Raw genomic sequence first — 23,260 nt, forward strand, 5'->3', positions numbered from 1 at the left:
CGCTACTCCTTCGCGTCCTGAATCGCCTGCCACACCCGTTTGGGTCGCAGCGGCATGTCGATGTGCCGTACCCCCAGATGGGCGACAGCATCGACGACGGCGTTCACAATCGTCTGGGCGGCACCGATCGTTCCGGCTTCCCCGATGCCTTTGACACCGAGCGGATTGACATCCGTCGGCGTCACCGTTCGATCGAGAGAGAACATCGGAAGATCCGAGGCTGCGGGCAGGGCATAGCTCCCGAGGGAGCCAGTGAGCAGGTTGCCCATGTCGTCGTAGATGGCCTCCTCGAACAGTGCCTGCGCGATCCCCTGCGCGATACCCCCGTGGACCTGACCGTCGACGATCATCGGGTTGATCACATTCCCACAGTCGTCGGTCGCCCAGTACTCGAGGATGTCGACATCACCGGTTTCAGGGTCGACCTCAACGAGTGCGAGATGCGATCCGAACGGCCAGGTAGCGTTCGGGGGGCTGAACACAACGGACGACTCAAGTCCGCCCTCAACACCTTCGGGAAGCGTGTGGGGCTGGTATGCAGACTCGGCGATCTGTCCCCAGGTCACCGACTTATCAGGGGATCCGGCCACATGGGCGCCACCGTCAGCAAACCGGATGTCCTCCGACGCCGCTTCGAGGAGGTGTCCGGCGATCGCCGCCGCCTTCTCCTTGACCCGCGCCGTCGCCTCGTATGTTGCTGTTCCGTCAACGGCGATCGACCGCGACCCGAAAGTCCCGACACCCATCGGTGAATCGAGCGAATCGCCGTGCTGCACCTCGATGTTGTCCATCGCGATACCGAGTCCGTCGGAAACGATCTGTGCCCATGTCGTTTCGTGTCCCTGACCGCTCGGGCCGGTCCCGATCGTCACCGTGCAGGTGCCATCGGGCTGGATACGCACGACACCCGATCCGCTGAAGGCGGTCGGTAGCCCGTAGGCCGCCCATGAAAACCCGAGCCCTGCAAGGGCCGAGGGCCCGAAGCCACAGACCTCGACATAGGAGCTGAGTCCGAGACCAAGAAGCCTCCCGTCGGCACGAGCTGCATCCCGCTTTGCCTTCAGATCCTCATAGCCGACCCGATCGAGGAGGGCGTCGAGGTTCGTTGCGTAGTCGCCGCTGTCCATGGTGAGCCCGATCGCGGTCTGGACGGGAAAATCCTCAGGCTTCCAGTAGTTCGCCTTACGCACATCGGAAGGATCCATGCCGATCTCGCGGGCATAGTGGTCGATGATGCGCTCGAGGTAATACGCGGCCTCTGGCCGACCCGCACCCCGGTACGCGTCGGTGGTCGGGGTGTTGGTCACGACACAGTGAAGCGCATAGGCGGTCGGGATGTTGTATTGGCCCGGTGCAACGAACAGACCGAGCAACGGGATCGCCACCGTGAAGTTGTGTGAGTACGCACCCATGTCGCAGATCGCCTCGAGCTCATACCCGAGGATCTTCCCGTCTCTTGTACCGGTGATCGTCGCCGTCCCGACCCAACCGCGGCCCTGGATCGACGAGAAGGCCGCCTCTCTGCGCGTTTCGGTCCAACGCACCGGCCGACCGAGCTGTTTGGATGCGTAGCAGACGAGGATCTCGTCGGGGTACACATTCAACTTGAGCCCGAAACCGCCACCGACTTCGGGGGCCACGACACGAACCTTGTTCGACGGAATGCCGAATGTGGTTCCGATGGCCCCGGCGACGGCATGAGGGATCTGGGACGACGACCACAGCTCGACCGACCCGTAACCGCTGTTCCAATCGGCGAGCACCGCTCTGGGCTCGATCGCGGTGGGGATGAGTCGTTGGTTGACCATCTCGAGGCTGACGGTGACGGTGTCGTCCCGTTGCTTCGCCTCTTGGATCCCCGGCGAAGGATCCGGCAGTTCGATGACCCCCTCCCACCATCCGTGGCCGTGCCAAGTCAGGAGGGTGTTCGATGCGTCACCGTGCACCTTGACGGTGTCGTTGAATGCATCCTTCAGGTCGACGACGGCCTCACCTGGCTCATAGTCGACGAACACGAGGTCGGCAGCGTCCCGTGCCAAATAGCGGTCGTCTGCGACGACCATCGCAACGGCTTCGCCAACATGTTTCACCACGCCGTCGGCGAGGAGGGGCCGGAGGGTACCGACGGCGACCTGGGCCGGGTTCGGTCCGAGATGGCGCACATCGTCGGCCGTGTACACGGCGCGGACCCCCGGAGCGCTCTTGGCCGCGGCGACATCGATGCTGTTGATGGTCGCGGCCGCGAACGGACTCCGCACGAAGGCAACAGCGAGCTCGCCTGCACGCTTGACATCGTCGACATAGACGCCCTTCCCCTTGATGAGGGACGGGTCTTCCTTGCGGCGGACGATCCCACCCATGACACTGGTCGTACTCACGATGCCACCTCCGAAGACGCACCTTTGGGATCCTCGCCACGAATCTTCGCCCCTGCGTATTCGACCGATCGCACGATGTTGTGGTAGCCGGTACACCGGCACAGGTTGCCTGCGATTGCGCCACGGATCTCGGCCTCGGTGGGATCGGTGTTGGATTCGAGGAGAGCAACCGAACTCATGATCATCCCGGGCGTGCAGAAGCCGCATTGAAGGCCATGACACTCCCAGAATCCTTCCTGGACAGGGTGCAGGTCGTCGCCGCTCGCCACACCTTCAATCGTCGTGACCTCACAGCCGTCGGCTTGGACCGTGAGCATCGAACACGACTTCACAGGGTCGCCGTCGACAATGACCGTGCACGCTCCGCAGTAGCCGATGTCGCACCCGACATGGGTTCCCGTCAGCCCCAGCTTCTCGCGCAGGTAATGCACGAGAAGGAGCCGTGGTTCGACATCGGAAGTGTGCCGGGCCCCATTGACGGTGATGCTGACTTCCACGATCTGAACCTCCGCTTGTTCGAGGACCCTCACACGCGGAGATCGATGCTCCGCTCCACCATCACACTACGCGAATCGAATCCACGCTGCACGCGAGCTACGACCTCGACACGATTCGTTTCAGCCACGACTTGAACGCGGCCCACCAGCTGGCGAAGAACAGCGAGATACCCCGCACCTCCCCAGCCGCCACCGCCGACGCCTCTTCCTCGCTCGACGCGTCGAGCTTCGCGTGGACACACTGGGAGAATTCGTCGATGAGTCGACGCGACACCTCCCCGACCAGACCCGTTCTCCCGAACTGTGCGATCGGGCCTGCGAGCGTCACCTTGGCGTCGATCGTCACATCGGTGTTGTCGACACCAGATTCGGCGAGTGTCACATCGACAACGACCTGTCCCTGACTCCCCCCCGATCGATCAACCCCGCGGCCTCTGATCTTCGCGGTGTGTGCCGCCTCGTCGAACTCAACCGTCGCGGTCCCCTCGAACGACGCCGCGATCGGCCCGAGCTTGACCGACACCTTCCCGCCGTAGGAACCATCGTCGTTCGTCGAGGTCAGCTCCGCCCCCGGGAGGCACTGTGCAAGTGCCGGCACATCCATGAACATGGGCCAGACCTGGTCGAGGGTGCGTTGGACCGTGAAGCTCTCAGTGATCTTCATGATTCTCAGATCTCAGATGCCAGATGCCGGATGCCAGATTTGGGATGTGTAGGGGATCAGTGGATTGGAGCATCGGTACCTCGCAGCGGTTCGGCGGTTCCGGAGCCTCCGTAACGGACCCGGATGATTTCCCCGAGAATGGAGATCGCGGTCTCGGCCGGGGTCTGGGCCTTCAAGTCGAGACCGATCGGCCCGTGGATCGAGGCGAGCTCATCGTCGGTCCAACCCGCCTCTTTGAGTCGCTCGAGCCGAAGCCCGTGCGTGCGCCGCGAACCCATGGCACCCAGGTAGCGGATCGGCATGCCATGCACAGCATCAAAGACGGGGATCTCGAATCGAGCGTCGTGGCTCAGGAGAACCACATAGGTTCTCCGATCCGGCGCCACCTTGTCGAAGACCTCGCCCGGCCAGGCAACGATCAGATCGTCGACATGGGGGAAGCGTTCCGGGGTTGCCCACGCTGCCCTCGCATCGGCGACGATCACCCGGAATCCAAGTTCGCGAGCGAACAGCGACAGGGGCTGAGCGATATGCCCGGCGCCAAAGATCAGCATGACCGGCGAAGGCGCCACGACATCGATGAAGATACGCCGATCGCCGTACACGAGAGCCCTGCTCTCCTCCCGGTCCATGAGCTGGCTGGCATCGGCAAGCACAGCGTCGCTGCACCAGGCCGGGAGCGCACCGGTCATGGCGCCACGCTCGCGGTCGACAACCACGGTGTCGCCGAGGCCGGGGCCTTCGATCACGGAGAGTATGGCGCCGAGGCGCTCGGCATTCTTCAGCGTTACAACGGCCTCGACGGACTCATTCACCATGGTGCGATGAACACCTCGATCGTGCCCCCACAGGTGAGGCCGACCTCGAACGCGTCGTCGTCTGCGATTCCGTAGGTCACCAGCCGGGGCGTGTGGGATTCGAGCACTCCGGCTGCGTGTTCGCGTACATCGTTCTCGACGCACCCACCGCTGACCGATCCCTCCATCTCGCCTTCGGATGAGATCAGCATCTTGGCGCCGACACCTCTCGGTGCGGAGCCCTTGACCGACACCACCGTCGCGACAGCGACCTCCTTGCCCTCGCCGAGCCATCGGTCTCTGACTTCGAGGATCTCCTTCATGAGGCTTCGACACTCCTTCGCTTGGTCCGGTCGGACTGCAACAGGTTCACCAGCTCGATCAGGTTACGAGCGGTGCCGCCTGCCAACAAATCGTCGACGAACGGGAACGCGGCCGTCATTCCCCTCGCCTCCGGTGTGAATCCGTGGTGGCCGGCGAGCGGGTTGAGCCAGATGACGCGATGCGCCGACCGGGCGAGACGCCGCATCTCGATCGAGAGAAGATCCGGGTCCCCCGTGTCCCAACCATCGGAGATGATGAGCACGATTGGGCCGCGCCCACCGATCCGTTTGGCCCAATGCCGGTTGTATGCGCCGATGGCCTCGCCGATCCGGGTTCCCCCGGACCAGTCGTCCACCACATGGGATATGTCAGCAAGGGCATCGCGTGGGTCTCGTCGTCGGAGTTGGCGGGTGATCCGGGTCAGCCGCGTCGCAAACACGAACGACTCAACGGAAGCGAACCGGTGGTGCGCACCATGGACGAAGTACAACAGCATCTCGGAGTATCGCTCCATGGAGCCTGAGATGTCGGCGATCACCACAAGGCGGCGCTGTCGTGGTCGTCGCTGCATGAACGACAAGGGCATCATGTCCGATCTCGGGCCCGTGACCTCGCGGAGGGTCCGGCGCATGTCGGGAACGGTTCCTGAACGGGTCGGCATGAACCGCCGCGATCGGTAGCTCGAAGGACTCCACACCATTGCCTCCAGCACCTTGGCGACGGCAGCTGCTTCGTCATCGCTGAGGTCGGCGAAGTCCACATCGGCGAGGCGGTCGGTATGGGATCCCCCGACGATCGCAGGTATCTCGGCGAGTTGCGCTGTGTCGCTGGCAGTGGGATCGCCGGTGATCGAGAGGCTCGGTGAGCGTGTCTGCGTACGCTTCGAGCCGACCCTCGCAACCACATCCTCGAGGAGGTACACGATCCCACCGGAGAAGAACTGGTCGAAGATCTCGTTGAAGCGTTCCTGTTGGGCGTTGCGGGTCACAACGAGGGATGCGAATGCGGCTCGAACATCCCCGCCCGAGTGCAGCCCGATGATGCGGGCAGCCTCCACGAGGTCGCGTGTCGTTGTCGGCGTCACCGCGAAGCCGCCTTCGCGGAGGGCACGCGTGAAGGCGGCCAGGTTCGCCGCTGCAACCTCTCCGGCGGTCATGCCAGCAGCTCGGTGCCCGCGGTTCGGACCGTGACGAGGTCCTCTTCGTATTTCACGACCACGCCGAGCGTCGAGTCCACCGCCTCCGGACTCAGTCGGTCGACATCGAGAATAGAGAGCGCATTGGCCCAGTCGATCGTCTCGGCAACGCCGGGAGGCTTGAACAGATCGAGGTCGCGGAGCTTGGCCATCGCTTCGGCCAGTTCCTTGGCGAGCGCATCGGGAAGATCGGGAGCCCTCGCGTGAAGGATCTCGATTTCGCGCTCGACGCTCGGATAGTCAATCCAGTGGTAGACGCAGCGGCGTTTGACGGCGTCATGGATCTCGCGTGTTCGGTTCGAGGTGATGACCACGATCGGGGGTGTCTCGGCCCTGATCGTTCCGATCTCGGGGATGGTGATCTGGAACTCCGAGAGGATCTCAAGCAGGTACGCCTCGAACTCTTCGTCCGCACGATCGAGCTCGTCGATCAGGAGCACTGTCGGGTCACCCTCGGCGGAATGCCTGATCGCCTGGAGCAACGGCCGCGCAACAAGGTACTCGTCGCTCATGATGTCGGTCGGTTCGATGTCATCACCTCGGGCCTCGAGCATCCGGATCGCGAGCATCTGCTTGGCGTAGTCCCACTCATAGATGGCATGCGAAGCATCGAGTCCCTCGTAGCACTGGAGCCTGATCAGCTTGGCGCCGGTGATCGATGCGAGCACCTTGGCGATCTCCGTCTTGCCGACCCCCGGCTCACCTTCGACGAAGAGCGGGCGGCCCATCTGGATCGCAAGGTGCGTGGCGACCGTGAGCCCCCGGTCAGGGATGTACGCCCTTGACAGGAGAGCCGCTTCGAGCGCTTCGACGGAATCGGGGTACGCCATGGACCGACCTTACCGACGATCTGGGTCGAACATTGGGCTGGTACTCGGCTCTATCCGGGTGGCAGCCCCGGGTTCAACCCAGGGTTGGCGCATCCCCTACAGGCCGATGGCTTCCAACAGCTCCGACGAGAAGTTGCCGAGGTTGGCCGCAAGACCAGGGAACACGCCGAGGACGAACACACCAATCGTCGTGAGGCCGAGGGCGAAACCGATCGGGGCGGGCGTCTCGGCACGCTCGTGTCCCGCCCTGTCCACGGCGTCTGACACCGGGTCGAAGAACGGTCCCTTGACAACTTTGAGGTAGTAGACCAGCGCAACGACCGAGTTGAGGGCGGCAACGATGGCGATCGAATAGCCCCACCAGGCTCCGACACCGATCGTGGCAGAGAACATCGCGAACTTCGCATACCACCCCGCAAGCGGAGGGATGCCAGCAAGTGACATGAACATCACGGCGAGCGTCAACGCGAGCCCCGGCGCGTACCGGTTGAGGCCGCCCCACTCGTCGAGCTCGTACGAACCGACCCTTGAACCGATGATGATCACAACGGCGAACGCACCGAGGTTCATGACGGCATAGATGGCGAGGTAGGTCACGGTTGCCGAGAAGGCCTGTCCGAGATCGGCGCCGGCCGCCGCTGCGGCGCCGAAGGGAGCGAGCATGAACCCCGCCTGAGCGATCGATGAGAACCCGAGCAGCCGAATCACATTGGTCTGTTTGATCGCGACGACATTCCCGATGGTCATCGAGAGGGCCGCAACCACCCACAGGACCGGACCCCACAAATCCGCAACGGAGGGAAGCGCGAGGTAGCAGACCGAGAGCAGACCGACGAACCCCGCTCCTTTCGACCCGACCGACAGCCACGCCGTCACCGGCGTCGGAGAACCCTCGTAGACATCCGGCGTCCAGAAGTGGAACGGAACCGCTGACACCTTGAAACCGAAACCCAGCAACACGAAGATCACACCGAGGTTGAAGAGTGCCAAATCCTTGACGCCATCGGCGGCTGCCGCGATCTCGGAGAACTGCTGCGATCCGGTCACCCCATACAGCAGCGACACGCCGAAGAGCATCAGTGCGAGCGCGAGAACCCCGATGATGAAAAACTTGAGAGATGCCTCGTTCGACTTCGGGTCGCCTTTGCGCCATCCGGCGAGCAGGAACCCGGAACCCGAGACGATCTCAAGGGCGACGATCATCGAGATGAAGTCCCGCGACGCGGCCATGGCAGCCGCACCGAGGACCGCAGAGACAATCAAGAAGTAGTACTCACCCTCGTAGTAGCGATCGGTCTCGAGAAACCCGACCGACAGGAGCAGCACGACGAACCCGGCGAAGATGAAGATGCCCTGGAGGACAAGGGCGTACCCATCGACAACGAACGATCCCCCGAACAGTGATCTCTCCGATCCTGTCGCCGTGCAAAACTCAAGGTTCTCACAGAACGCGAGAGTCAAGACGGGAACCAGCGCAGCGAACATGCCAACCATGGCCGTGATCGCGGCAAGGGACTTCCGACGCGTGATCAGATCGACGCCAAGCGTCGCAAGCACCGTGACGGCAAGGATCAGCTCGGGTGCAAGCGCGTGGTAGTCGATCGGGTTCACGGTCAGCCTCCGAATGCCCTCTCGACAAGAGCGATCACCGCGTCGTTGGTTGCGCCGAACACGATCTTGGGGAAGATGCCGATGGCGATCGTTCCGATCACAAGGGGTGCCCACGCGAGCCATTCGGAGGAGTCGACATCTCCGAACTCCTTGCCGAGCCACTCATCACTCGGCTCACCGAAGTTGACATTGCGCAGCATGTACAGCATGTAGCCAGCCGTGAGCACGGTCCCGATCGCGCCAATGACCATGAATCCCCGGAAGAGGGAATCGGCGTCGAGGGACGCGAGCGGATCGAACGACGCCATCAGCGCCATGAACTCGCCCCAGAAACCGGCGAGGGCGGGGAGCCCAAGCGACGCCATGGCCGCGAACCCGAACAAGACGCCCATCTTCGGCATGAGCACCATCTGACCCCCGAGGCGCCCCATGTCCCTTGTGTGGTATCGGTGGGCCATCGAGCCGGCGATGAAGAACAACAGCCCAGTGATGAGCCCATGGGCGACCATCCCGATGATTGCCGCGTTGATTCCCACATCGGTGAGGGTCGCGATACCGAGCATCACGAACCCCATGTGCCCAACCGATGAATAGGCGATCAGGCGTTTCACATCGGTCTGCGCGAGACACGCGAGAGAACCGTAGATGATGCCGATCACGGCGAGGAGTCCGATGAACCATGCCCAGTTCTCTGCTTCGTTGGGAAGGATCGGCAACGCGATGCGGACGAAGCCGTAGGTACCGAGCTTCAGGAGGATGGCGGCAAGGATCACCGATCCGATGGTCGGTGCTGCCGTATGGGCATCGGGCAGCCAGGTGTGCACGGGCCACATCGGAACCTTGACGGCGAAACCGAGGAACAGACCGAGGAACACAAGGAACGCAAAGGTCCCCGTGAAGGCCCCCATGCTTCCGATCTCGGTGAGTTCGACGATCGAGAAGCTCCGGTAGGTGAGGGTGTCAGCCGACCGGAAGTAGAGCGCAAGGATCCCGAGGAGCATGAATGCCGAACCGAAGAGGGTGAAGACGAAGAACTTCAACGATGCATACAGCCGCATCTCCAACTTCCATCCGAAGACGGGCACTCGGCGAATCTCGCGATCGCCCCACACCCCGATCATGAAATACATCGGGAGCAGCACGATCTCGAAGAACAGGAAGAACAGGACGAGGTCGAGGGCAACGAAGGTCCCGGTCATGCCGGTCGCGAGGATGAGCACAAACGCGAGGAGGAGCTTCGGGTTGTGCGGCTCCGGCCAGTGGTTCCAGGAGTAGATGATCACGAGTACCGTGATGACCGAGCTCAAGACGACCAGCGGCAGCGAGATACCGTCGACGGCGATGTGGAAGTGGGCGTTGATCGCCTCGATCCATGGCGTGTCGATCGCGGTACCGAACTGATAGGTGTCAGATGCCCCGTAGTCGAACCTCACCGCCAGTAGCACGGTGAGCACAAGGGTGGCCAATGAGAAGAGCAGGGCAGTCCACTTGATGAGGGACTCCTGTGCCTTCGGTATCGCCAATGTGGCTGCCGCGCCGACGACGGGCAGGAACACGATGAGGCTCAGACCCCAACCGTTTTCGAACCAATCCATCTCGTCGCTCCTCCTAGAAAATGATGAACAGGACGGCGATCACGATCACGCCGACAAAGCTGAACGCCGCGTACTGCTGCACGCGGCCCGTGAATGATTTGCGAAGCACTGTTCCGGTTGCTCCGGTACCGGCGCCGGTCGCGTTGTACACACCATCGACCACATTCATGTCGATGGTCTGGACCCCTCTTGCAAGGCCAAGGGAGCCCATACCGGCACCGTTGACCACACCGTCGACGATGTGCGTGTCCACCCACAGAATGAGGTTGGCAAGAGGCCCCATCGTTGGGCGCACCACGCCGGACATGTACAGGTCGTCGATGTAGTACTTGTTCTCGAGCAGCGGCCACAGGAGCGGAATGCGGAGCCGGTCCCGCGCAACCTGCGTGCGGGCGTCGCTTCCGTAGATCCACCAACCGAGCGCGAGGGCGATCAGAATCGCGGCACTCGACGCAAGGATGACGGGCCAGTCGAATGACTCGGCGTGATGCAGGTCATAGTCGGCAGCCGGGAGGCGCGTTGCCAGCCAGTCCGTGAATCCGGTGTACACGCCGGGGATGTTGACCCACCCGGCAGTGACTGCGAAGAAAGCAAGCCCGATCAGCGGATAGGCCATGGACCTCGGCGATTCGTGCGGATGTGCCTCACCCTTGTATGTCCCGAAGAAGGTCAATGCCACCGCTCTCGTCATGTAGAAGGCGGTGACGAGCGCCCCTGCGATCCCGAGAACGAAGATGAAGGTCGCGATGCCCTGGCCGTGGCCGCCTGCGTACTTCATGGATGCGAGGATCTCATCCTTGGAGAAGAACCCTGCGAAGGGAAACACGCCGACCAACGCAAGGGTCCCGATGATGAAGGTCCAGAAGGTGACCGGCATCTTCTTGCGAAGGCCGCCCATGTCGGACATGTTGTTCGAGTGCACGGCGTGGATCACCGAGCCAGCCCCGAGGAACAGCAGTGCCTTGAAGAAGGCGTGGGTGAACAGGTGGAAGAGGCCAGCTGTGTACGCCCCCGCGCCCATCGCGGCGACCATGTACCCGAGCTGGGAAACCGTCGAGTACGCGAGCACCTTTTTGATATCGTCCTGGACGACGGCAATGAGACCCGTGAGGAACAGCGTCAAGCCGCCGATGACGATGATGATGTTGCGCACATCGCCGGCGAACAGCCCGCTCACATCGAGGTAGAACGGGAACAGCCTTCCGAGCAGGTACACGCCGGCGGTGACCATCGTTGCAGCATGCATGAGCGCCGAGACCGGCGTCGGACCGGCCATGGCGTCGGGAAGCCACACATGCAACGGGAACTGGGCCGACTTGCCCATCGCCCCGATGAAGATCAGAAGGCCTGCCCAGAAGGCGTATTGGCTCAACGCGCCCTCGGTGCCGTGGACGACAACATCGATGACATGCTCGAAGCTGAACGATCCGACCGACACGGCCATGATGATGGCTCCGAGAAACAGCGCCGCGTCCGCCACCTTGTTGACCATGAAGGCCTTGTTGGCCGCATCGACATTCGCGAAGTCCTCCCAATAGTGGCCGATCAGGAGGTAGGAGGCGACGCCGACGAGTTCCCAACCAACGATCAGCTGGAGGAGGTTCGGTGCCGAAACGAGGACGAGCATGCCTCCTGCGAACAGACAGAACGACACGAAGAACCAGGTGTAACGGATGTCACCGTGCATGTACCCCTTCGCGTACATGAACACGAGGGCGCCGACCACGCCGACGAGGAAGTACATCATGATCGACAAGCCGTCGACCATCCATCCCCACTCGATGACATACGAACCGAGCTGCGCGACCTCGATGGTTCCTTGGTACACGATTCCCTCGGTGGCGTTGACGATGAACAGGACGGTTCCGTAGACGCCGACGAAGGCGACAGATCCGAACGCGATACCCCACCCCTTGAGCGGTGACTTGCGGCCGAAGAAGGCGATCACGAACGCCGCGATGAGCGGTACGACGACGATCAGCCATGCCCATTCCACAAGGACACCGCTTGTGATTCCCGGATCGACAGTGTGGCCGCCTTCGGCCGTGTGGGTGACCTCCTCGGTCGCAAGGACGATCTGCTGAGCGAAGGTTGCGAGTCGAATCATCCGCTATCCCTTCATCAGATTCAGCTCGTCGACATCCGCGCTCTGGCGGTTCCGGAAGATCATGAGCACGATCGCGATGCCGATTCCCACCTCTGCGGCTGCGAGCGCGATGATGAACAGGGAGAACACCTGCCCTGCATGCAAGGTGTCTGCGAGAAAGACATCGAAGGCCACGAGGTTCATGTTGACCGCGGCAAGCATCAGCTCGACGGAGGCGAGAACGAGCACCGCGTTCCGGCGGGTGATCACACCGTAGAGGCCCAAAGAGAACAGGGCAGCGGCGACGACGAGGAACTGGATGATCGTCATCGGACCGGCTCGTCTTTTCGAGCCACGGCGATACCGCCGATCAGCGCCGCGAGGAGTACGAAGGACAGGACTTCGAACGGAACGACGAACCGGTCGAAGATGAGGAGCGACAGGTCGTTGGTCGAGGTCTTGTCGAAGGGGGCGATCGCATCGTTGCCGAAGGCGTCGATCATCGCCCATGTCACGACGCCGAACATCACCGTCGAGAGCAGCGCGGCGGGTGCCTTTACGCTCGCGGGATGGCTCAACTCCGCCTCGGTTCCGAGCGGCGCGCGCGTGATCATGATCCCGATCAGGAACAGGATGATCACAGCTCCGATGTATACGAGAACAACGGTCCAGCCGACGAACTCGGCGCCGACCATGAAGAACAATGCAGCCGTCCCGCCGAGCGATACCACCAGATAGAGAACCGCTCGCACGATGTTGTTCGAAGTCACGGTCCTCCAACCGGCAAGCAGTGTGGGGATCGCAATCGCGAGGAAGGCCCAATTCGCCGACTCCTTGAAGAAGTCGGACAACGACACGGTCATGAGGACTCCAGACTCGGCTGATCGGGAACGGTTCCCAGCCAGTAGGTCAGCTTGTCCTTGTTGTGGAGGAGGCTCTGGACCTCCTCTTCGGCATACTCGTACTCAGGGCTCCAGAACAGGGCGTCAAATGGGCAAACCTCGACGCAGATACCGCAGTACATGCACAGCGAGTAGTCGATGTCGAAGCGATCGAGGGTGGCCCGCGCCCTCGGGCGTCCGCCGGGTTTCGCTGGCGGCTGTTCCTCTTTGTGCCCTTCGATGTAGATGCACCAGTCCGGGCATTCCCTTGCGCACAACATGCATACGGTGCATGCTTCGACATCGAGCGCAATGACGCCGCGGGCACGAGGGACCGGGACCTCCTTCTCCTGTGGATACATGGTCACCGGGGCCCGCTTCAGCATGGTCTTGAGGGTGAGCCACATGCCTTCGAACAGGCCGGGGAACGGAAACCAGATCTTCTTGGTCGAGGCGGCCTTTGACATCAGAACGCCACCTTGAGGATCGCGACGATGGCAATGTTCACGAGGCCGAGCGGGATCAGCCAGTGCCAGGCGATGGTCTGGAGTTGATCCTCGCGTAGCCGGGGCCATGTCCACCGTATCCACAGGATGATGAATACCAAGATGGCGATCTTGGCGATCATGACGCCCGGGCCAAGTAGGTTCTCGATGTTCCCCGAGATCCCGGGAACCGAGTAGCCACCGAGGTACAGCGTCGCCGCGATGGCCGAAAGACCGATCATGGAGGCGTATTCGCCGAGGAAGAACATGGTGAACCGGATGCCGGAATACTCCGTGAGGTACCCCATCGTCAGTTCCGATTCGGCGATCGGCATGTCGAACGGGATCCGCGACAGCTCGGCAACGGATGCAACCATGAAGATCACAAAGCCGATGATCTGACCCTTGATGAGGAATGGCGCCGAGATGTCGATTCCCCCGATGGTGAACCAGGTCTGAGCCTGCGCTTCGACGATGCCGTTGAGCGACATGGTTCCCGCCTGGACGACAACGGCTGCGACCGCCAGCACGAGCGGCAATTCGTACGCGATCAGCTGAGCGGCTGCGCGGAGTCCTCCGATGAGCGAGTACTTGTTTGCCGACGACCAGCCCGCCATCAGGATCCCGAGCACCGAAAGCGACGAGATCGCCAGCAGGTAGTAGGCCCCGAGGTCGAGATTCCGGCCGACAAGGTCGGGACCGAACGGGATCACGACGAACACCGCGATGGTCGACATCATCACCACATAGGGCGCATAGCCGTACACGGTACGGTCCGCCGCCGCGGGAGCGAGGTCCTCCTTCTGGAGGAACTTGAGACCGTCGGCAAGGGGCTGTGCCCATCCCCACCTTCCACCGGCGTAGTACGGGCCGATCCTCGACTGCATGTGTGAACCGGCCTTGAGCTCGGCGTAGATCACCACGAGGGCACCGGTGAGGACGAATCCGAGGATCGCAACCAGCTTGATGATGAGCTCGAGCCAGAAGTTCATCGGTCGACATCCCCGAGGACGAAATCGAGCGAGCCCATGATCGCCACGAGATCGGGAACGAGCTGGTCCTTGAGCAGCCACGGCAGGATCGAGAGGTTCGAGAAGCTCGACGACCGGATCTTGACCCGATAGGGCAGCCTTCCCCCTTCGGACACGATGAGGTACCCGAACTCCCCCTTCGGGTTCTCCGCCCGCGAATAGACCTGGCCCCTCGGAGCCTTCAGGACCCGAGGCACTTTCGCCTGGAGCGGACCCGATGGGATCTGATCGACCGCCTGACGGATGATCCGTGACGATTGCCTGATCTCGTCGAGACGAACCACATACCGATCGAAGCAGTCACCGCCGTCGCGAACTGCGATGTCGAAGTCCACCTCGTCGTAGGGAAGGTAGTTCTCCACCTTCCGCAGGTCGTATGCGACGCCGGAGGCGCGAAGGTTGGGGCCCGTCAGCCCGTACTCAAGGGCCTTGTCGACGGGGATCACCCCCACATCGACGGTGCGCATCTTGATGAGTTCGTTCCCGACGACGAGCTGGTCGATCTCCTTGCAGATCTGGTCCATTCGGTCCATGGCGTCGCGGGTGCGCTCAAGGAAGCCCGACGGGAGGTCCATCGCCCACTTCTTCGTCTTCGATCCGCCTCCATAGACGGGCTTGACCCCACCCACCCGGTTGAAGTTGGGATGGAAACGCCCACCGGTGACCTCCTCGATCAGCTCGAGGATGTACTCGCGTTCACGAAGGGCGTACATGAGCGGTGTGGTGGCCCCGAGCTCGAGGGGATACGAGGACATGAACACGAGGTGCGACGCGATCCTCGCGAGCTCCGTGAGGATCATGCGGATGTACTGCGCCCGCGGCGGTGCCTCGACGCCCATGAGCCGCTCCACGCCAACGATGAACGGCACCTCGTTGGCGAAACCGGACACCCAGTCGATGCGATTGACGAGCGTCGTGATCTGGGCGTAGGTGCGGACCTCTGCCAGCTTCTCATAGCCACGGTGCATGTAGCCGATCACCGGTTCGACGCTGCGGACCCGTTCACCGGCGATGTCGGCGACGAGGCGGAGCACACCATGGGTCGAGGGATGCTGCGGTCCGATGTTGAGGGTCATATCCGGGGTCTTGAGTTCAACGGAGACCGCTGCTTCGGACCGATGGATCATCTCACGACTCGTCATGCGTCGTCTCCATCGGTGCTCGCGGGGGCGTCCTCGGGCACCTCGGGCACCTCTGGCATCGGCTCGACATCGACATCGCCCGGCCACGGCTTGACCTCGCGCGAAAGCAGCGGGTATGACTTCAGGAGAGGGTTCCCGATGAAATCATCCGGCAGGTACAGAGGAATCAGGTTCGTGTTGCCGTCGAAGTCGATGCCGAACATCTCGTGTGTCTCGCGCTCGTGCCATTCGGCTCCGGCGATGGTCGGCGCGAGCGAGGCAATCCGTGGGGACTCCTTCGAGATCGAGGCAACGAAGATCGCGCCGTCGGCGTTCGTGACGGACGACAGCCTGCACAGCACATCGAAGCGTTCCTCGAGCGCATCGACATCGTCGACCTTGTCGCCGACCTCGACCTCCTTCGACCAGTCGATCGCAGACAGCCAGCTGAACAACTCGAGCTCCTTGCGGGCTTCGTTGATGGTGTCCACCCACCGTCCGGGATCGACCTGGATGCGAACCGTGCCGAACTCAACGGTGGCCCCTACGGCACCGAGTGTGTCGACGAGGCCGGCCGCGTAGTCTTCGAGAGAATCGGTCTCGGTGCCCGCCGTCTCGGGCCCGTCGGTCTGCTCCTCAGGAGCGTCAGGGGTCTCAGGCGTGTCGCTCATCGACCCCACTCCACTTGTGTTGCAAGTCCTCCTTCGTGATGCGTTCCTGGAGCAGCACAATGCCCTCAAGCAGGGCTTCCGGCCGTGGTGGGCAGCCAGGGACATACACATCGACGGGCATCACCTGGTCGACACCTTTGGTGACCGAATACGAGTCCCAGTACGGCCCACCGGTGTTGGCACACGAACCCATCGAGATCACATACTTCGGCTCTGGCATCTGGTCGTACAGGCGACGGATCGCCGGGGCCATCTTGTCCGTGACGGTGCCCGCGACCACCATCAGGTCCGACTGCCGCGGCGACGCCGGGAGTGGAACGATGCCGAAACGCATGAAGTCATACCGGGGACTCGACGCAGCCATGACCTCGATTGCGCAGCAGGCGAGGCCGAACTGGAAGTACCACAGCGAGTACCTGCGCGACCAGTTGAGCAGCCATGACACCGGTTTCGGCATGTTGAACCGGTCGATCACTCCCATTTGAGAACACCCTTGCGGATCGCGTAGACGAGTCCCATGAGAAGGATCGCGATGAAGGCGAACATCTCCACGATGGCGAACACGGCGCGGCCCGCCGCCTGGAACACATCGAGCTGAATCGCCCACGGGAAGATGAAAACGACCTCGACATCGAAGATCAGGAACAACAGGGCATAGATGTAGTAGCGGATGTGGCTCTGATTCCAGCCCCCACCGACAGGTTCGATGCCGGACTCGTATGCGATGTCCTTGAAGCCGCCGGGCCGTCGCGGAGCGATGAGCTTGGAGACCCCGACGGCTGCCCCGACCAAGATCGCCCCGATCGCTACAAACAGCGTGACGGTGATGTAGTCGCCGTAGTACTGATTGAGCACCCCGTACAACCCTTCGCAGCAGACAGGCTCGGTTTCCCGTTTACGGGTGGCGATTCTATGCCTCTCCGCGACGGCATTCGTAATTGCGCGAATCACGACAGACCCGTCGCGTCCCGCGGCTGGTAGTTTCGCGGGCGTGCAGGTTCCCCCGATCCCGAGCTACGACGGCCGCGGACTGGTGAACCTCGTTGCCGAGATCGAGCACCGGTGCACCGGCGTCTCGATCGCCCCACGGCTCGATCCGGACCTCGCAGCGCGGATTCCCACGGGTCGAACGCATGTCCTCGTGCTTTTCGACGGTCTCGGGTGCCACCAGCTCGGGCATCCCGGTGCAACGGATCTCGCTGCCTCGGTCGCCGGAGTCATCGACGCCCCCTTTCCGGCAACAACGACCGTCAGCCTCGCAACGCTCGCGACGGGTCTTCCACCCTCCCAGCACGGCCTCATCGCGTACAAGATGTGGATGCCCGAGGTCGGCTCGGTTGTCAACACGATCCACATGACCACACCGTTCGGCGAACCGATCGACGGCCTCGACCATGCGGGTCTCCTTCCCTCCCCGAACCTCTGGGAGCGTCTCCGTGCGGCGGGAGTGGAGCCGATCGTCGTACAGCCTGGCAACTTCGCGTCGACCCCGCTGACCCGCGCCCTCTATCGCGGAGCGAGATTCGAGGGGTACTGGAACGCTGACGAAGCGGTTGCCGCAACGATGGACCTCGCGGTGACCGATGGGCGCGTCGTGTTTCTGTACATCCCGGATGTCGACTTCGCCGCCCATGTCGCCGGGCAAGCATCCGACCTGTACGGCGAGGCGATGGAACGGGCGAACATGGTGTGGGCGGCGCTCGCGTCGGGGCTGGACCCCGAGGTGTGCCTCATCGGGACCGCCGACCACGGACATGTCGACATCGACGAGGCAGCCCGTCATATGATCGACCCTGACGACCTCGGGACTGGCTTCGTGTCCGAAGATGGGCGGGTGATCATGGTGCACGGCGATGGCGCTGTGCTTGCATCTCGTTACGACGGACGGTGGGTTCCACTTGCGGTCGAATCCGCCTGGTGGGGTCCCGGTCCCGAGCATCCACGCTTCGCGGAGAGGGCGCCCGACGGTTTGTTGTTCCTTCCGGACGGGATTGCGGTGTTCATGCCCTCGTCGAACCGTCGGCTCGTCGGCTATCACGGCGGATGTCATCCGTGCGAGATCGAGATCCCGCTGTTGCTTCGCGAGCATCGGGAAGCGATCCCTTGATTTGCCCTATGCTCATAGTGGTTATAACCTCACCTTTGTGAATTGATAAGCTTCAACAAAGGATGGGGAAGAGTCATGAAACGGATCCTGCTCGGCGCGGTGGTTGCCGCGCTGTTTGCGACTGCTTGTTCATCGTCGGACGATGCGAGCCTTACGCTGTATTCGGGGCGGAGTGAGGACCTGGTCCAACCCGTTATTGATGCCTTCGTTGATGCCACGGGTATCCAGGTGACGGTGAAGTACGCGGGCTCCGCCGATCTTGCCGCCACGATCCTTGAGGAAGGAGATGCATCACCCGCTGATGTGTTCTTCGCCCAGGATCCGGCATCGCTTGGAACCATCGCCGAGGCCGGATTGTTCGACACCCTTGACGACGACCTGCTCGGTCGGGTTCCTGACCGGTTCTCAGACGACGCCGGCCAGTGGGTGGGGACCTCGGGTAGGGCCAGAGTTGTCGTCTACGACTCGACGGTGCTGAACGACGCGGATCTCCCGGCCACCGAGGACCCGTTCGCTAACCCCGGCTGGGCAGGACGCGTCGCAATCGCGCCGACGAACGGCTCGTTCCTGGCCTTTGTGGCGACCAAAATCCTCGTGGATGGCCGGGATGCGACGCTCACATGGCTCGAGGGCATGGCGGCGAACGACGCGCCTGCCTATCCGAACAACTCGTCGATCGTCGCAGCGGTCAACGCAGGCGAGATCCAGGCCGGGCTCGTGAACCACTACTACCTGTTGCGGGCCCTTGCCGAGAATCCCGACGAGATCGGCGTGAACTACTTCTTCGAAGAACCCACGGCCGGTTCTCTCGTGATGCCAGCCGGAGCCGGGATTCTCGCAAGCTCGACCCACAAGGATGCGGCTCGTCGGTTCGTCGCATGGCTCCTCAACGAGTCTTCACAGCGGTACTTTGCCGATGAGACATTCGAGTATCCGCTGGTGCCCGGCATTCCGGCCAATGCGGTACTGCCGCCGATCGACCGCATCCCAACCCCGGAACTCAACCTCTCCGATCTTGCAGGAGTGCTCGATACCGCCACCGACCTGGTGGCCGAGGCCGGGCTGCTGTGACGACAGGGCGCACCGTGATCGATATCGATCCGGGCGCTGAACCGTGGATTCGTGGTCGGCGTCGGGACACCAGCCCCGGGCGCCGTCCGCCGTGGTGGCTGTGGGTTGGTGCGATTGCCATCGTGGTGCCGATCAGCCTCGCGATCGTTGCGCTGTTCCTCCGTGTCTTCGACGCGACAGATTCGGCATGGACCACGCTGTTGTCGTTTCGCACGGTGGAACTCATCTGGCGATCCTTCGTCCTCACCGCGCTCGTGACCGTCGCGGCGTCCGTCATGGGCGTTGGTGGCGCTTGGCTCCTGGCCCGCACCGACATTCGTCTCCGGCGGGTTCTTGGGGTGGCATTCGCCCTCCCGCTGGTGATCCCGAGCTATGTCCTTGCGATGGTCCTCATTTCATCATCGGGACCCCGCGGCCTCGCCGCTCAGCTCGTCGGTGTCGAGGTTCCGCTCCTGAATGGCCTGCCCGGTGCCTGGCTTGCCCTGACGCTGGCCACCTACCCGTATGTGTACCTGATCACCGCGGCGGCGATCGTGCGGCTCGACCCCGCCCTCGAAGAGGCAGCACGCGGACTCGGGGCGTCACCGTGGCGGGTGTTTCGAACCGTGACCCTCCCCCAGCTGCGGCCGGCCGTGGGCGCCGGGTCGCTTCTGGTCGCGCTCTACACGCTTTCGGATTTCGGGGCCGTGTCGCTGATGCGATTTGATGCCTTCACCAGAGTCATCTATGCCCAATACTCGGGGCGTATCGACCGCACACCGGCAATCGTCCTGTCGATCGTGCTCATCCTCATCGCCGGTGTCATCATCTGGGCCGAGCGCCGCACAGCGGGCAAGGGGACGATCTACGCATCCACACCGGTCCGCCCTCCCACGCGCCACCACCTGCGCGGCATCGGTCGTTTCGCTGCGGAAGGCGCCATGGGCACCGTCGTGTTCATCGGTACCATCGTGCCGGTCGGCGTGCTCACGACTTGGGTGGTGCGTGGGATCGCCAACCGAACCGATGTCTCGATTCCGTGGAACGCTGTGGCTGGATCAATGACCGGCGGCACCTTGGCCGCGGTCGTTGCGATGATCTTCACGATTCCGATCGTGGTACTCGCCGTGCGGTACACCTCACGACGCACGATTCTCCTTGAACGATCGGTATTCGTCACCTTTTCACTGCCGCACATCACGATCGCCATCGCCGTGGTCGCTTTTACGATCACCTGGTTGCGGCCCATCTACCAAACCATGTTTGTGCTTGTTGCGGTCTACGCGGGCATGTTCATCGCCCAGTCGACAAGCGCCGCGAAAGCCTCACTTCTCCAAATCGACCCCGCGGTGGAGGACGCATCCAGGTCGCTAGGGCACGGGCCCTTCGCCACGCTGATGCGCATCACGGTCCCACTCATGGCCAAGGGCCTCCTCGCGGGCGGTGCATTGGTGTTTGTGACAACCCTCAAGGAACTGCCGGTCACGCTGCTGTTGAGTCCCCCGGGCTTCTCAACCCTCGCGGTCAGGGTGTGGGCAGCAGCGGATGAACTCCTCTACACCAGGGCAGCGACGGCTGCACTTATCCTCATCGCTATGTCCATCCTCCCGGTCTACTACCTATCGATCAGACCCAGGGAGATCAACGCTGGCGAGGTTGCCAGGCGATGATCGACGCACTCATCTCGGTCTCGGGTGTCACGGTGACCTTCGGGAGTACGCGGGCGCTCGACGGCTTCTCGCTCGATGTGGAGCCCGGCGCACTTGTCACGCTCGTGGGCCCGTCGGGTTGCGGCAAGACCACGGCGCTGCGGGTCATCGCGGGGTTTCAGGATGCCGATGCTGGGACGGTGCGCATCAGGGACATCGAGGTACTGGGCCCCTCGGTGAACATCCCACCGGAGAAGCGAAGAGTCGGCATGGTGTTCCAGGAATATGCGCTGTTTCCTCACATCTCGGTCGCCGAGAATGTCGGCTACGGCGTGCAGGGTTCTGATCGCGTCGAACGCGTCGGTGAGGTGCTCGATTTGGTGGGCCTTGCGGGCTACGGACCTCGATATCCGCATGAGCTGTCAGGAGGCGAGCAGCAGCGCGTGGCCCTCGCGAGGGCGCTTGCACCGGCCCCCGATGTCGTCCTGCTTGATGAACCGTTCTCCAACCTCGATGCGCCCCAACGCGAACGCATGCGCAGAGAGATCAAGAAGATCATCAAGTCTGCGGGAGTGACGGCCATCCTCGTGACGCACGATCAGGCCGAGGCTCTCGCCATTGCGGACATCGTCGGCGTGATGCGCTCCGGCGCAATCATCCAGATTGGTAAGCCTGATGAGGTCTACCGCAAACCGGTCAGTCGATGGGTCGCGGGTTTCCTCGGCGACGCCGTGATCATGCGCGGCACGGTGACCGATGGCGCTATCGCGACCTCGATCGGTTCCATCCCATACGACCTGCCCGACGGTTCGGCGGTGACGGTGATGATTCGACCCGAATGGCTCCGGCCGGTCCGAACCGACACCGGCGGGTTCGCGGTGGTAGATACCGAGTTCTACGGCCATGACCAGCGGGTGGAGATCGACATAGGTGGCGACGAACCCATCGAAGCACTCGTGTCCTCCCTCCAAGCCATCCATGCGGGTGACACCGTCACCCTTGAGGTACTTGATGCTGCCGTGTATCCGGAGGTCACAAGCCAGGACTCCGCGAGCCGAGAAGGGCACACGACTGACGGAGACGCGCACCGCCAGCGGTGAACCGTCAACGGTCAACGGTCAAGACGCCGGACCGGCAAGGGGCGGCTCCCAGTCGTCGGGGATGCCGTCGTCGACAGTCATAGTCGCGGGGAGCAGGCGAAGGGGCAGCTCGGCTCCCCTACGCGTTTCGACGAAGCCGGTGATCCATCCGCCGATGCCCAACACGAGCCCGATGAGGTACAGCACCCCGCCAAATACGGGAATGAGCCAGATCCCGAGTCGCCACAAGACCGCCCCGACGAGGAAACCACCGAGCAGGCCTCCCCTGCGGATCAGGACGCGGTTGCCGAGGGCGGTGACCGCCGGCACCGGCCCAACGATGAACGCGGCGACCGCGGCGAGTACCAGCAGCAGGGCAACCGGGAGACCGACGAGCGTGGCAGCCGACACGACGATCGCGATCGGAAGCGCAACGGCGGCGATTGTGCCGTACAGGAAACTCCGAACGGGTTGGGTGACGACGGCTCCCGTAGCCCGGCTTCCTGAGCTTCGCAGCAAGACGAGAGCGATCAGCCCCGCGAGCACGAATCCGAGGAAGCTGACGATGTTGGCCACGGTGATGATCACGCCATAGATGAAGTTGCTCTGGGACGGCAGCCGTGTGATGGTTCCCGTCACGGCGGCTGCTTCACCGATGGATGCCCCGACGGGCGACCGGTACAAGATGTCGCCTTCGACGACGGCGTTGTCGGTGACTTCGAAGCGTTGGGTCGCGACATCGATATCGCCGGCAACGGTCCCATCAACGACTGTGCGCACCATCCGTCCTCGCAGGTCCCTCCCGACGGATCCCTCGACCCGCACGACACCGCCGAATGCCATGACATCGCGGTCGACGACTCCGGCTTCCTCGATGACCACCGAGGCTCCTGACGCGAACACATCGGATGCCACCTGCCCGCTGATCGTGATGTTCAGCGCAGCACCACGCAACGACCCCCCGATTCTTGCGTTGTCAGAGATGCGCACGGTTCCGGTGGAGAACACTTGGACATTGCCGGTGACTTCTCCATTGATCGTGAGATTCCCGGTGAAGATCGTGAGGTCCCCATCGATCACCCCATCGACGATTCCTCGCACCGAGGTCACATAGACATCCTCGGTGACCGGGTCGTCTTCGGCGACGACGAAGATGTTCGTGGTGACGAGTGCGCCAAGGATCGGCATCGCGGCGGCAACGATGGCCGC

22 protein-coding genes and 1 pseudogene are annotated in these 23,260 nt (G+C 62.7%); 4 read left to right on the plus strand and 19 right to left on the minus strand.

Annotation, left to right across the window (positions count from 1 at the left end):
- Nucleotides 1-2: 2 nt before the first annotated feature.
- The 18 genes and pseudogenes from R2823_00805 to R2823_00890 form a co-directional block, all read right to left on the minus strand.
- The gene (locus tag R2823_00805) at nucleotides 3-2,378 is read right to left on the minus strand and encodes a molybdopterin cofactor-binding domain-containing protein (protein MEZ5174732.1); all 2,376 of its coding nucleotides are present in this window, start codon (nucleotides 2,376-2,378) and stop codon (nucleotides 3-5) included.
- Nucleotides 2,375-2,875 carry a (2Fe-2S)-binding protein gene (locus tag R2823_00810; GenBank protein MEZ5174733.1) on the minus strand — a complete coding sequence of 167 codons (501 nt, stop codon included), beginning with the start codon at nucleotides 2,873-2,875 and terminating at the stop codon, nucleotides 2,375-2,377. The genes R2823_00805 and R2823_00810 overlap by 4 nt, the downstream gene beginning before the upstream one ends.
- Nucleotides 2,876-2,972: 97 nt before the next feature.
- Nucleotides 2,973-3,539 (minus strand): SRPBCC family protein, encoded by a 567-nt coding sequence (locus R2823_00815; GenBank protein ID MEZ5174734.1) that lies wholly within the window; start codon nucleotides 3,537-3,539, stop codon nucleotides 2,973-2,975.
- Between the two features lie 56 nt (nucleotides 3,540-3,595).
- Entirely contained in the window at nucleotides 3,596-4,357 is a 762-nt protein-coding gene (locus R2823_00820) for an XdhC family protein (GenBank protein MEZ5174735.1), read from the minus strand.
- Nucleotides 4,351-4,659: an XdhC family protein gene (locus R2823_00825; protein ID MEZ5174736.1), complete on the minus strand. Its 309-nt coding sequence runs from the start codon at nucleotides 4,657-4,659 to the stop codon at nucleotides 4,351-4,353. Before R2823_00825 ends, R2823_00820 begins: the two co-directional genes overlap by 7 nt.
- On the minus strand, nucleotides 4,656-5,816 hold the full coding sequence (locus R2823_00830; protein ID MEZ5174737.1) for a VWA domain-containing protein: 1,161 nt from the start codon (nucleotides 5,814-5,816) through the stop codon (nucleotides 4,656-4,658). Before R2823_00830 ends, R2823_00825 begins: the two co-directional genes overlap by 4 nt.
- Entirely contained in the window at nucleotides 5,813-6,685 is an 873-nt protein-coding gene (locus R2823_00835) for a MoxR family ATPase (protein ID MEZ5174738.1), read from the minus strand. Before R2823_00835 ends, R2823_00830 begins: the two co-directional genes overlap by 4 nt.
- Nucleotides 6,686-6,781: 96 nt before the next feature.
- Nucleotides 6,782-8,296, minus strand: a complete 1,515-nt coding sequence (locus R2823_00840) for an NADH-quinone oxidoreductase subunit N (GenBank protein MEZ5174739.1) — start codon at nucleotides 8,294-8,296, stop codon at nucleotides 6,782-6,784.
- 2 nt (nucleotides 8,297-8,298) lie between these two features.
- A complete protein-coding gene (locus R2823_00845; protein MEZ5174740.1) occupies nucleotides 8,299-9,891 on the minus strand; it encodes an NADH-quinone oxidoreductase subunit M in 1,593 nt (530 codons plus the stop codon).
- A 13-nt stretch (nucleotides 9,892-9,904) separates the two neighbouring features.
- The gene (gene nuoL, locus R2823_00850; protein ID MEZ5174741.1) at nucleotides 9,905-11,998 is read right to left on the minus strand and encodes an NADH-quinone oxidoreductase subunit L; all 2,094 of its coding nucleotides are present in this window, start codon (nucleotides 11,996-11,998) and stop codon (nucleotides 9,905-9,907) included.
- Between the two features lie 3 nt (nucleotides 11,999-12,001).
- Entirely contained in the window at nucleotides 12,002-12,307 is a 306-nt protein-coding gene (gene nuoK / locus R2823_00855; protein ID MEZ5174742.1) for an NADH-quinone oxidoreductase subunit NuoK, read from the minus strand.
- Nucleotides 12,304-12,840, minus strand: coding sequence for an NADH-quinone oxidoreductase subunit J (locus R2823_00860; protein MEZ5174743.1), 537 nt, complete (start codon nucleotides 12,838-12,840; stop codon nucleotides 12,304-12,306). Before R2823_00860 ends, nuoK begins: the two co-directional genes overlap by 4 nt.
- The gene (locus R2823_00865) at nucleotides 12,837-13,325 is read right to left on the minus strand and encodes an NADH-quinone oxidoreductase subunit I (protein MEZ5174744.1); all 489 of its coding nucleotides are present in this window, start codon (nucleotides 13,323-13,325) and stop codon (nucleotides 12,837-12,839) included. Before R2823_00865 ends, R2823_00860 begins: the two co-directional genes overlap by 4 nt.
- Nucleotides 13,325-14,335: an NADH-quinone oxidoreductase subunit NuoH gene (gene nuoH / locus R2823_00870; GenBank protein ID MEZ5174745.1), complete on the minus strand. Its 1,011-nt coding sequence runs from the start codon at nucleotides 14,333-14,335 to the stop codon at nucleotides 13,325-13,327. Before nuoH ends, R2823_00865 begins: the two co-directional genes overlap by 1 nt.
- Entirely contained in the window at nucleotides 14,332-15,516 is a 1,185-nt protein-coding gene (locus R2823_00875; protein ID MEZ5174746.1) for an NADH-quinone oxidoreductase subunit D 1, read from the minus strand. The genes nuoH and R2823_00875 overlap by 4 nt, the downstream gene beginning before the upstream one ends.
- Nucleotides 15,513-16,166 (minus strand): NADH-quinone oxidoreductase subunit C, encoded by a 654-nt coding sequence (locus R2823_00880; protein ID MEZ5174747.1) that lies wholly within the window; start codon nucleotides 16,164-16,166, stop codon nucleotides 15,513-15,515. Before R2823_00880 ends, R2823_00875 begins: the two co-directional genes overlap by 4 nt.
- 10 nt (nucleotides 16,167-16,176) lie before the next feature.
- Nucleotides 16,177-16,647: pseudogene (locus tag R2823_00885) on the minus strand (NADH-quinone oxidoreductase subunit B family protein).
- Entirely contained in the window at nucleotides 16,638-17,117 is a 480-nt protein-coding gene (locus R2823_00890; GenBank protein ID MEZ5174748.1) for an NADH-quinone oxidoreductase subunit A, read from the minus strand. Before R2823_00890 ends, R2823_00885 begins: the two are co-directional and overlap by 10 nt.
- A gap of 40 nt (nucleotides 17,118-17,157) precedes the next feature.
- On the opposite strand from R2823_00890, the gene R2823_00895 reads away from it, so the two are divergent.
- The 4 genes from R2823_00895 (at nucleotide 17,158) to R2823_00910 (ending at nucleotide 22,072) form a co-directional block, all read left to right on the plus strand.
- The gene (locus R2823_00895) at nucleotides 17,158-18,273 is read left to right on the plus strand and encodes an alkaline phosphatase family protein (GenBank protein ID MEZ5174749.1); all 1,116 of its coding nucleotides are present in this window, start codon (nucleotides 17,158-17,160) and stop codon (nucleotides 18,271-18,273) included.
- Between the two features lie 75 nt (nucleotides 18,274-18,348).
- Complete coding sequence (locus tag R2823_00900) at nucleotides 18,349-19,344, plus strand: extracellular solute-binding protein (protein MEZ5174750.1); 996 nt, start codon at nucleotides 18,349-18,351, stop codon at nucleotides 19,342-19,344.
- Nucleotides 19,341-20,993: an iron ABC transporter permease gene (locus R2823_00905; GenBank protein MEZ5174751.1), complete on the plus strand. Its 1,653-nt coding sequence runs from the start codon at nucleotides 19,341-19,343 to the stop codon at nucleotides 20,991-20,993. Before R2823_00900 ends, R2823_00905 begins: the two co-directional genes overlap by 4 nt.
- Nucleotides 20,990-22,072 (plus strand): ABC transporter ATP-binding protein, encoded by a 1,083-nt coding sequence (locus R2823_00910; GenBank protein ID MEZ5174752.1) that lies wholly within the window; start codon nucleotides 20,990-20,992, stop codon nucleotides 22,070-22,072. The genes R2823_00905 and R2823_00910 overlap by 4 nt, the downstream gene beginning before the upstream one ends.
- A gap of 18 nt (nucleotides 22,073-22,090) precedes the next feature.
- Here R2823_00910 and R2823_00915 read toward each other — a convergent pair whose 3' ends face one another.
- A complete protein-coding gene (locus R2823_00915; GenBank protein MEZ5174753.1) occupies nucleotides 22,091-23,239 on the minus strand; it encodes a polymer-forming cytoskeletal protein in 1,149 nt (382 codons plus the stop codon).
- Between the last annotated feature and the right edge of the window lie 21 nt (nucleotides 23,240-23,260).

The organism is Acidimicrobiia bacterium (assembly GCA_041393965.1).
GTDB lineage: Bacteria > Actinomycetota > Acidimicrobiia > Spongiisociales > UBA5794 > UBA5794.

Bases quoted from the DNA above. Each gene is read 5' to 3' on its own strand.
- R2823_00815 (MEZ5174734.1), bottom strand. From the start codon at position 3,539: ATGAAGATCACTGAGAGCTTCACGGTCCAACGCACCCTCGACCAGGTC.
- R2823_00820 (MEZ5174735.1), bottom strand. From the start codon at position 4,357: ATGGTGAATGAGTCCGTCGAGGCCGTTGTAACGCTGAAGAATGCCGAG.
- R2823_00825 (MEZ5174736.1), bottom strand. From the start codon at position 4,659: ATGAAGGAGATCCTCGAAGTCAGAGACCGATGGCTCGGCGAGGGCAAG.
- R2823_00830 (MEZ5174737.1), bottom strand. From the start codon at position 5,816: ATGACCGCCGGAGAGGTTGCAGCGGCGAACCTGGCCGCCTTCACGCGT.
- R2823_00835 (MEZ5174738.1), bottom strand. From the start codon at position 6,685: ATGGCGTACCCCGATTCCGTCGAAGCGCTCGAAGCGGCTCTCCTGTCA.
- R2823_00845 (MEZ5174740.1), bottom strand. From the start codon at position 9,891: ATGGATTGGTTCGAAAACGGTTGGGGTCTGAGCCTCATCGTGTTCCTG.
- nuoL (MEZ5174741.1), bottom strand. From the start codon at position 11,998: ATGATTCGACTCGCAACCTTCGCTCAGCAGATCGTCCTTGCGACCGAG.
- nuoK (MEZ5174742.1), bottom strand. From the start codon at position 12,307: ATGACGATCATCCAGTTCCTCGTCGTCGCCGCTGCCCTGTTCTCTTTG.
- R2823_00860 (MEZ5174743.1), bottom strand. From the start codon at position 12,840: ATGACCGTGTCGTTGTCCGACTTCTTCAAGGAGTCGGCGAATTGGGCC.
- R2823_00865 (MEZ5174744.1), bottom strand. From the start codon at position 13,325: ATGTCAAAGGCCGCCTCGACCAAGAAGATCTGGTTTCCGTTCCCCGGC.
- nuoH (MEZ5174745.1), bottom strand. From the start codon at position 14,335: ATGAACTTCTGGCTCGAGCTCATCATCAAGCTGGTTGCGATCCTCGGA.
- R2823_00875 (MEZ5174746.1), bottom strand. From the start codon at position 15,516: ATGACGAGTCGTGAGATGATCCATCGGTCCGAAGCAGCGGTCTCCGTT.
- R2823_00880 (MEZ5174747.1), bottom strand. From the start codon at position 16,166: ATGAGCGACACGCCTGAGACCCCTGACGCTCCTGAGGAGCAGACCGAC.
- R2823_00900 (MEZ5174750.1), top strand. From the start codon at position 18,349: ATGAAACGGATCCTGCTCGGCGCGGTGGTTGCCGCGCTGTTTGCGACT.
- R2823_00910 (MEZ5174752.1), top strand. From the start codon at position 20,990: ATGATCGACGCACTCATCTCGGTCTCGGGTGTCACGGTGACCTTCGGG.
- R2823_00915 (MEZ5174753.1), bottom strand. From the start codon at position 23,239: ATGCCGATCCTTGGCGCACTCGTCACCACGAACATCTTCGTCGTCGCC.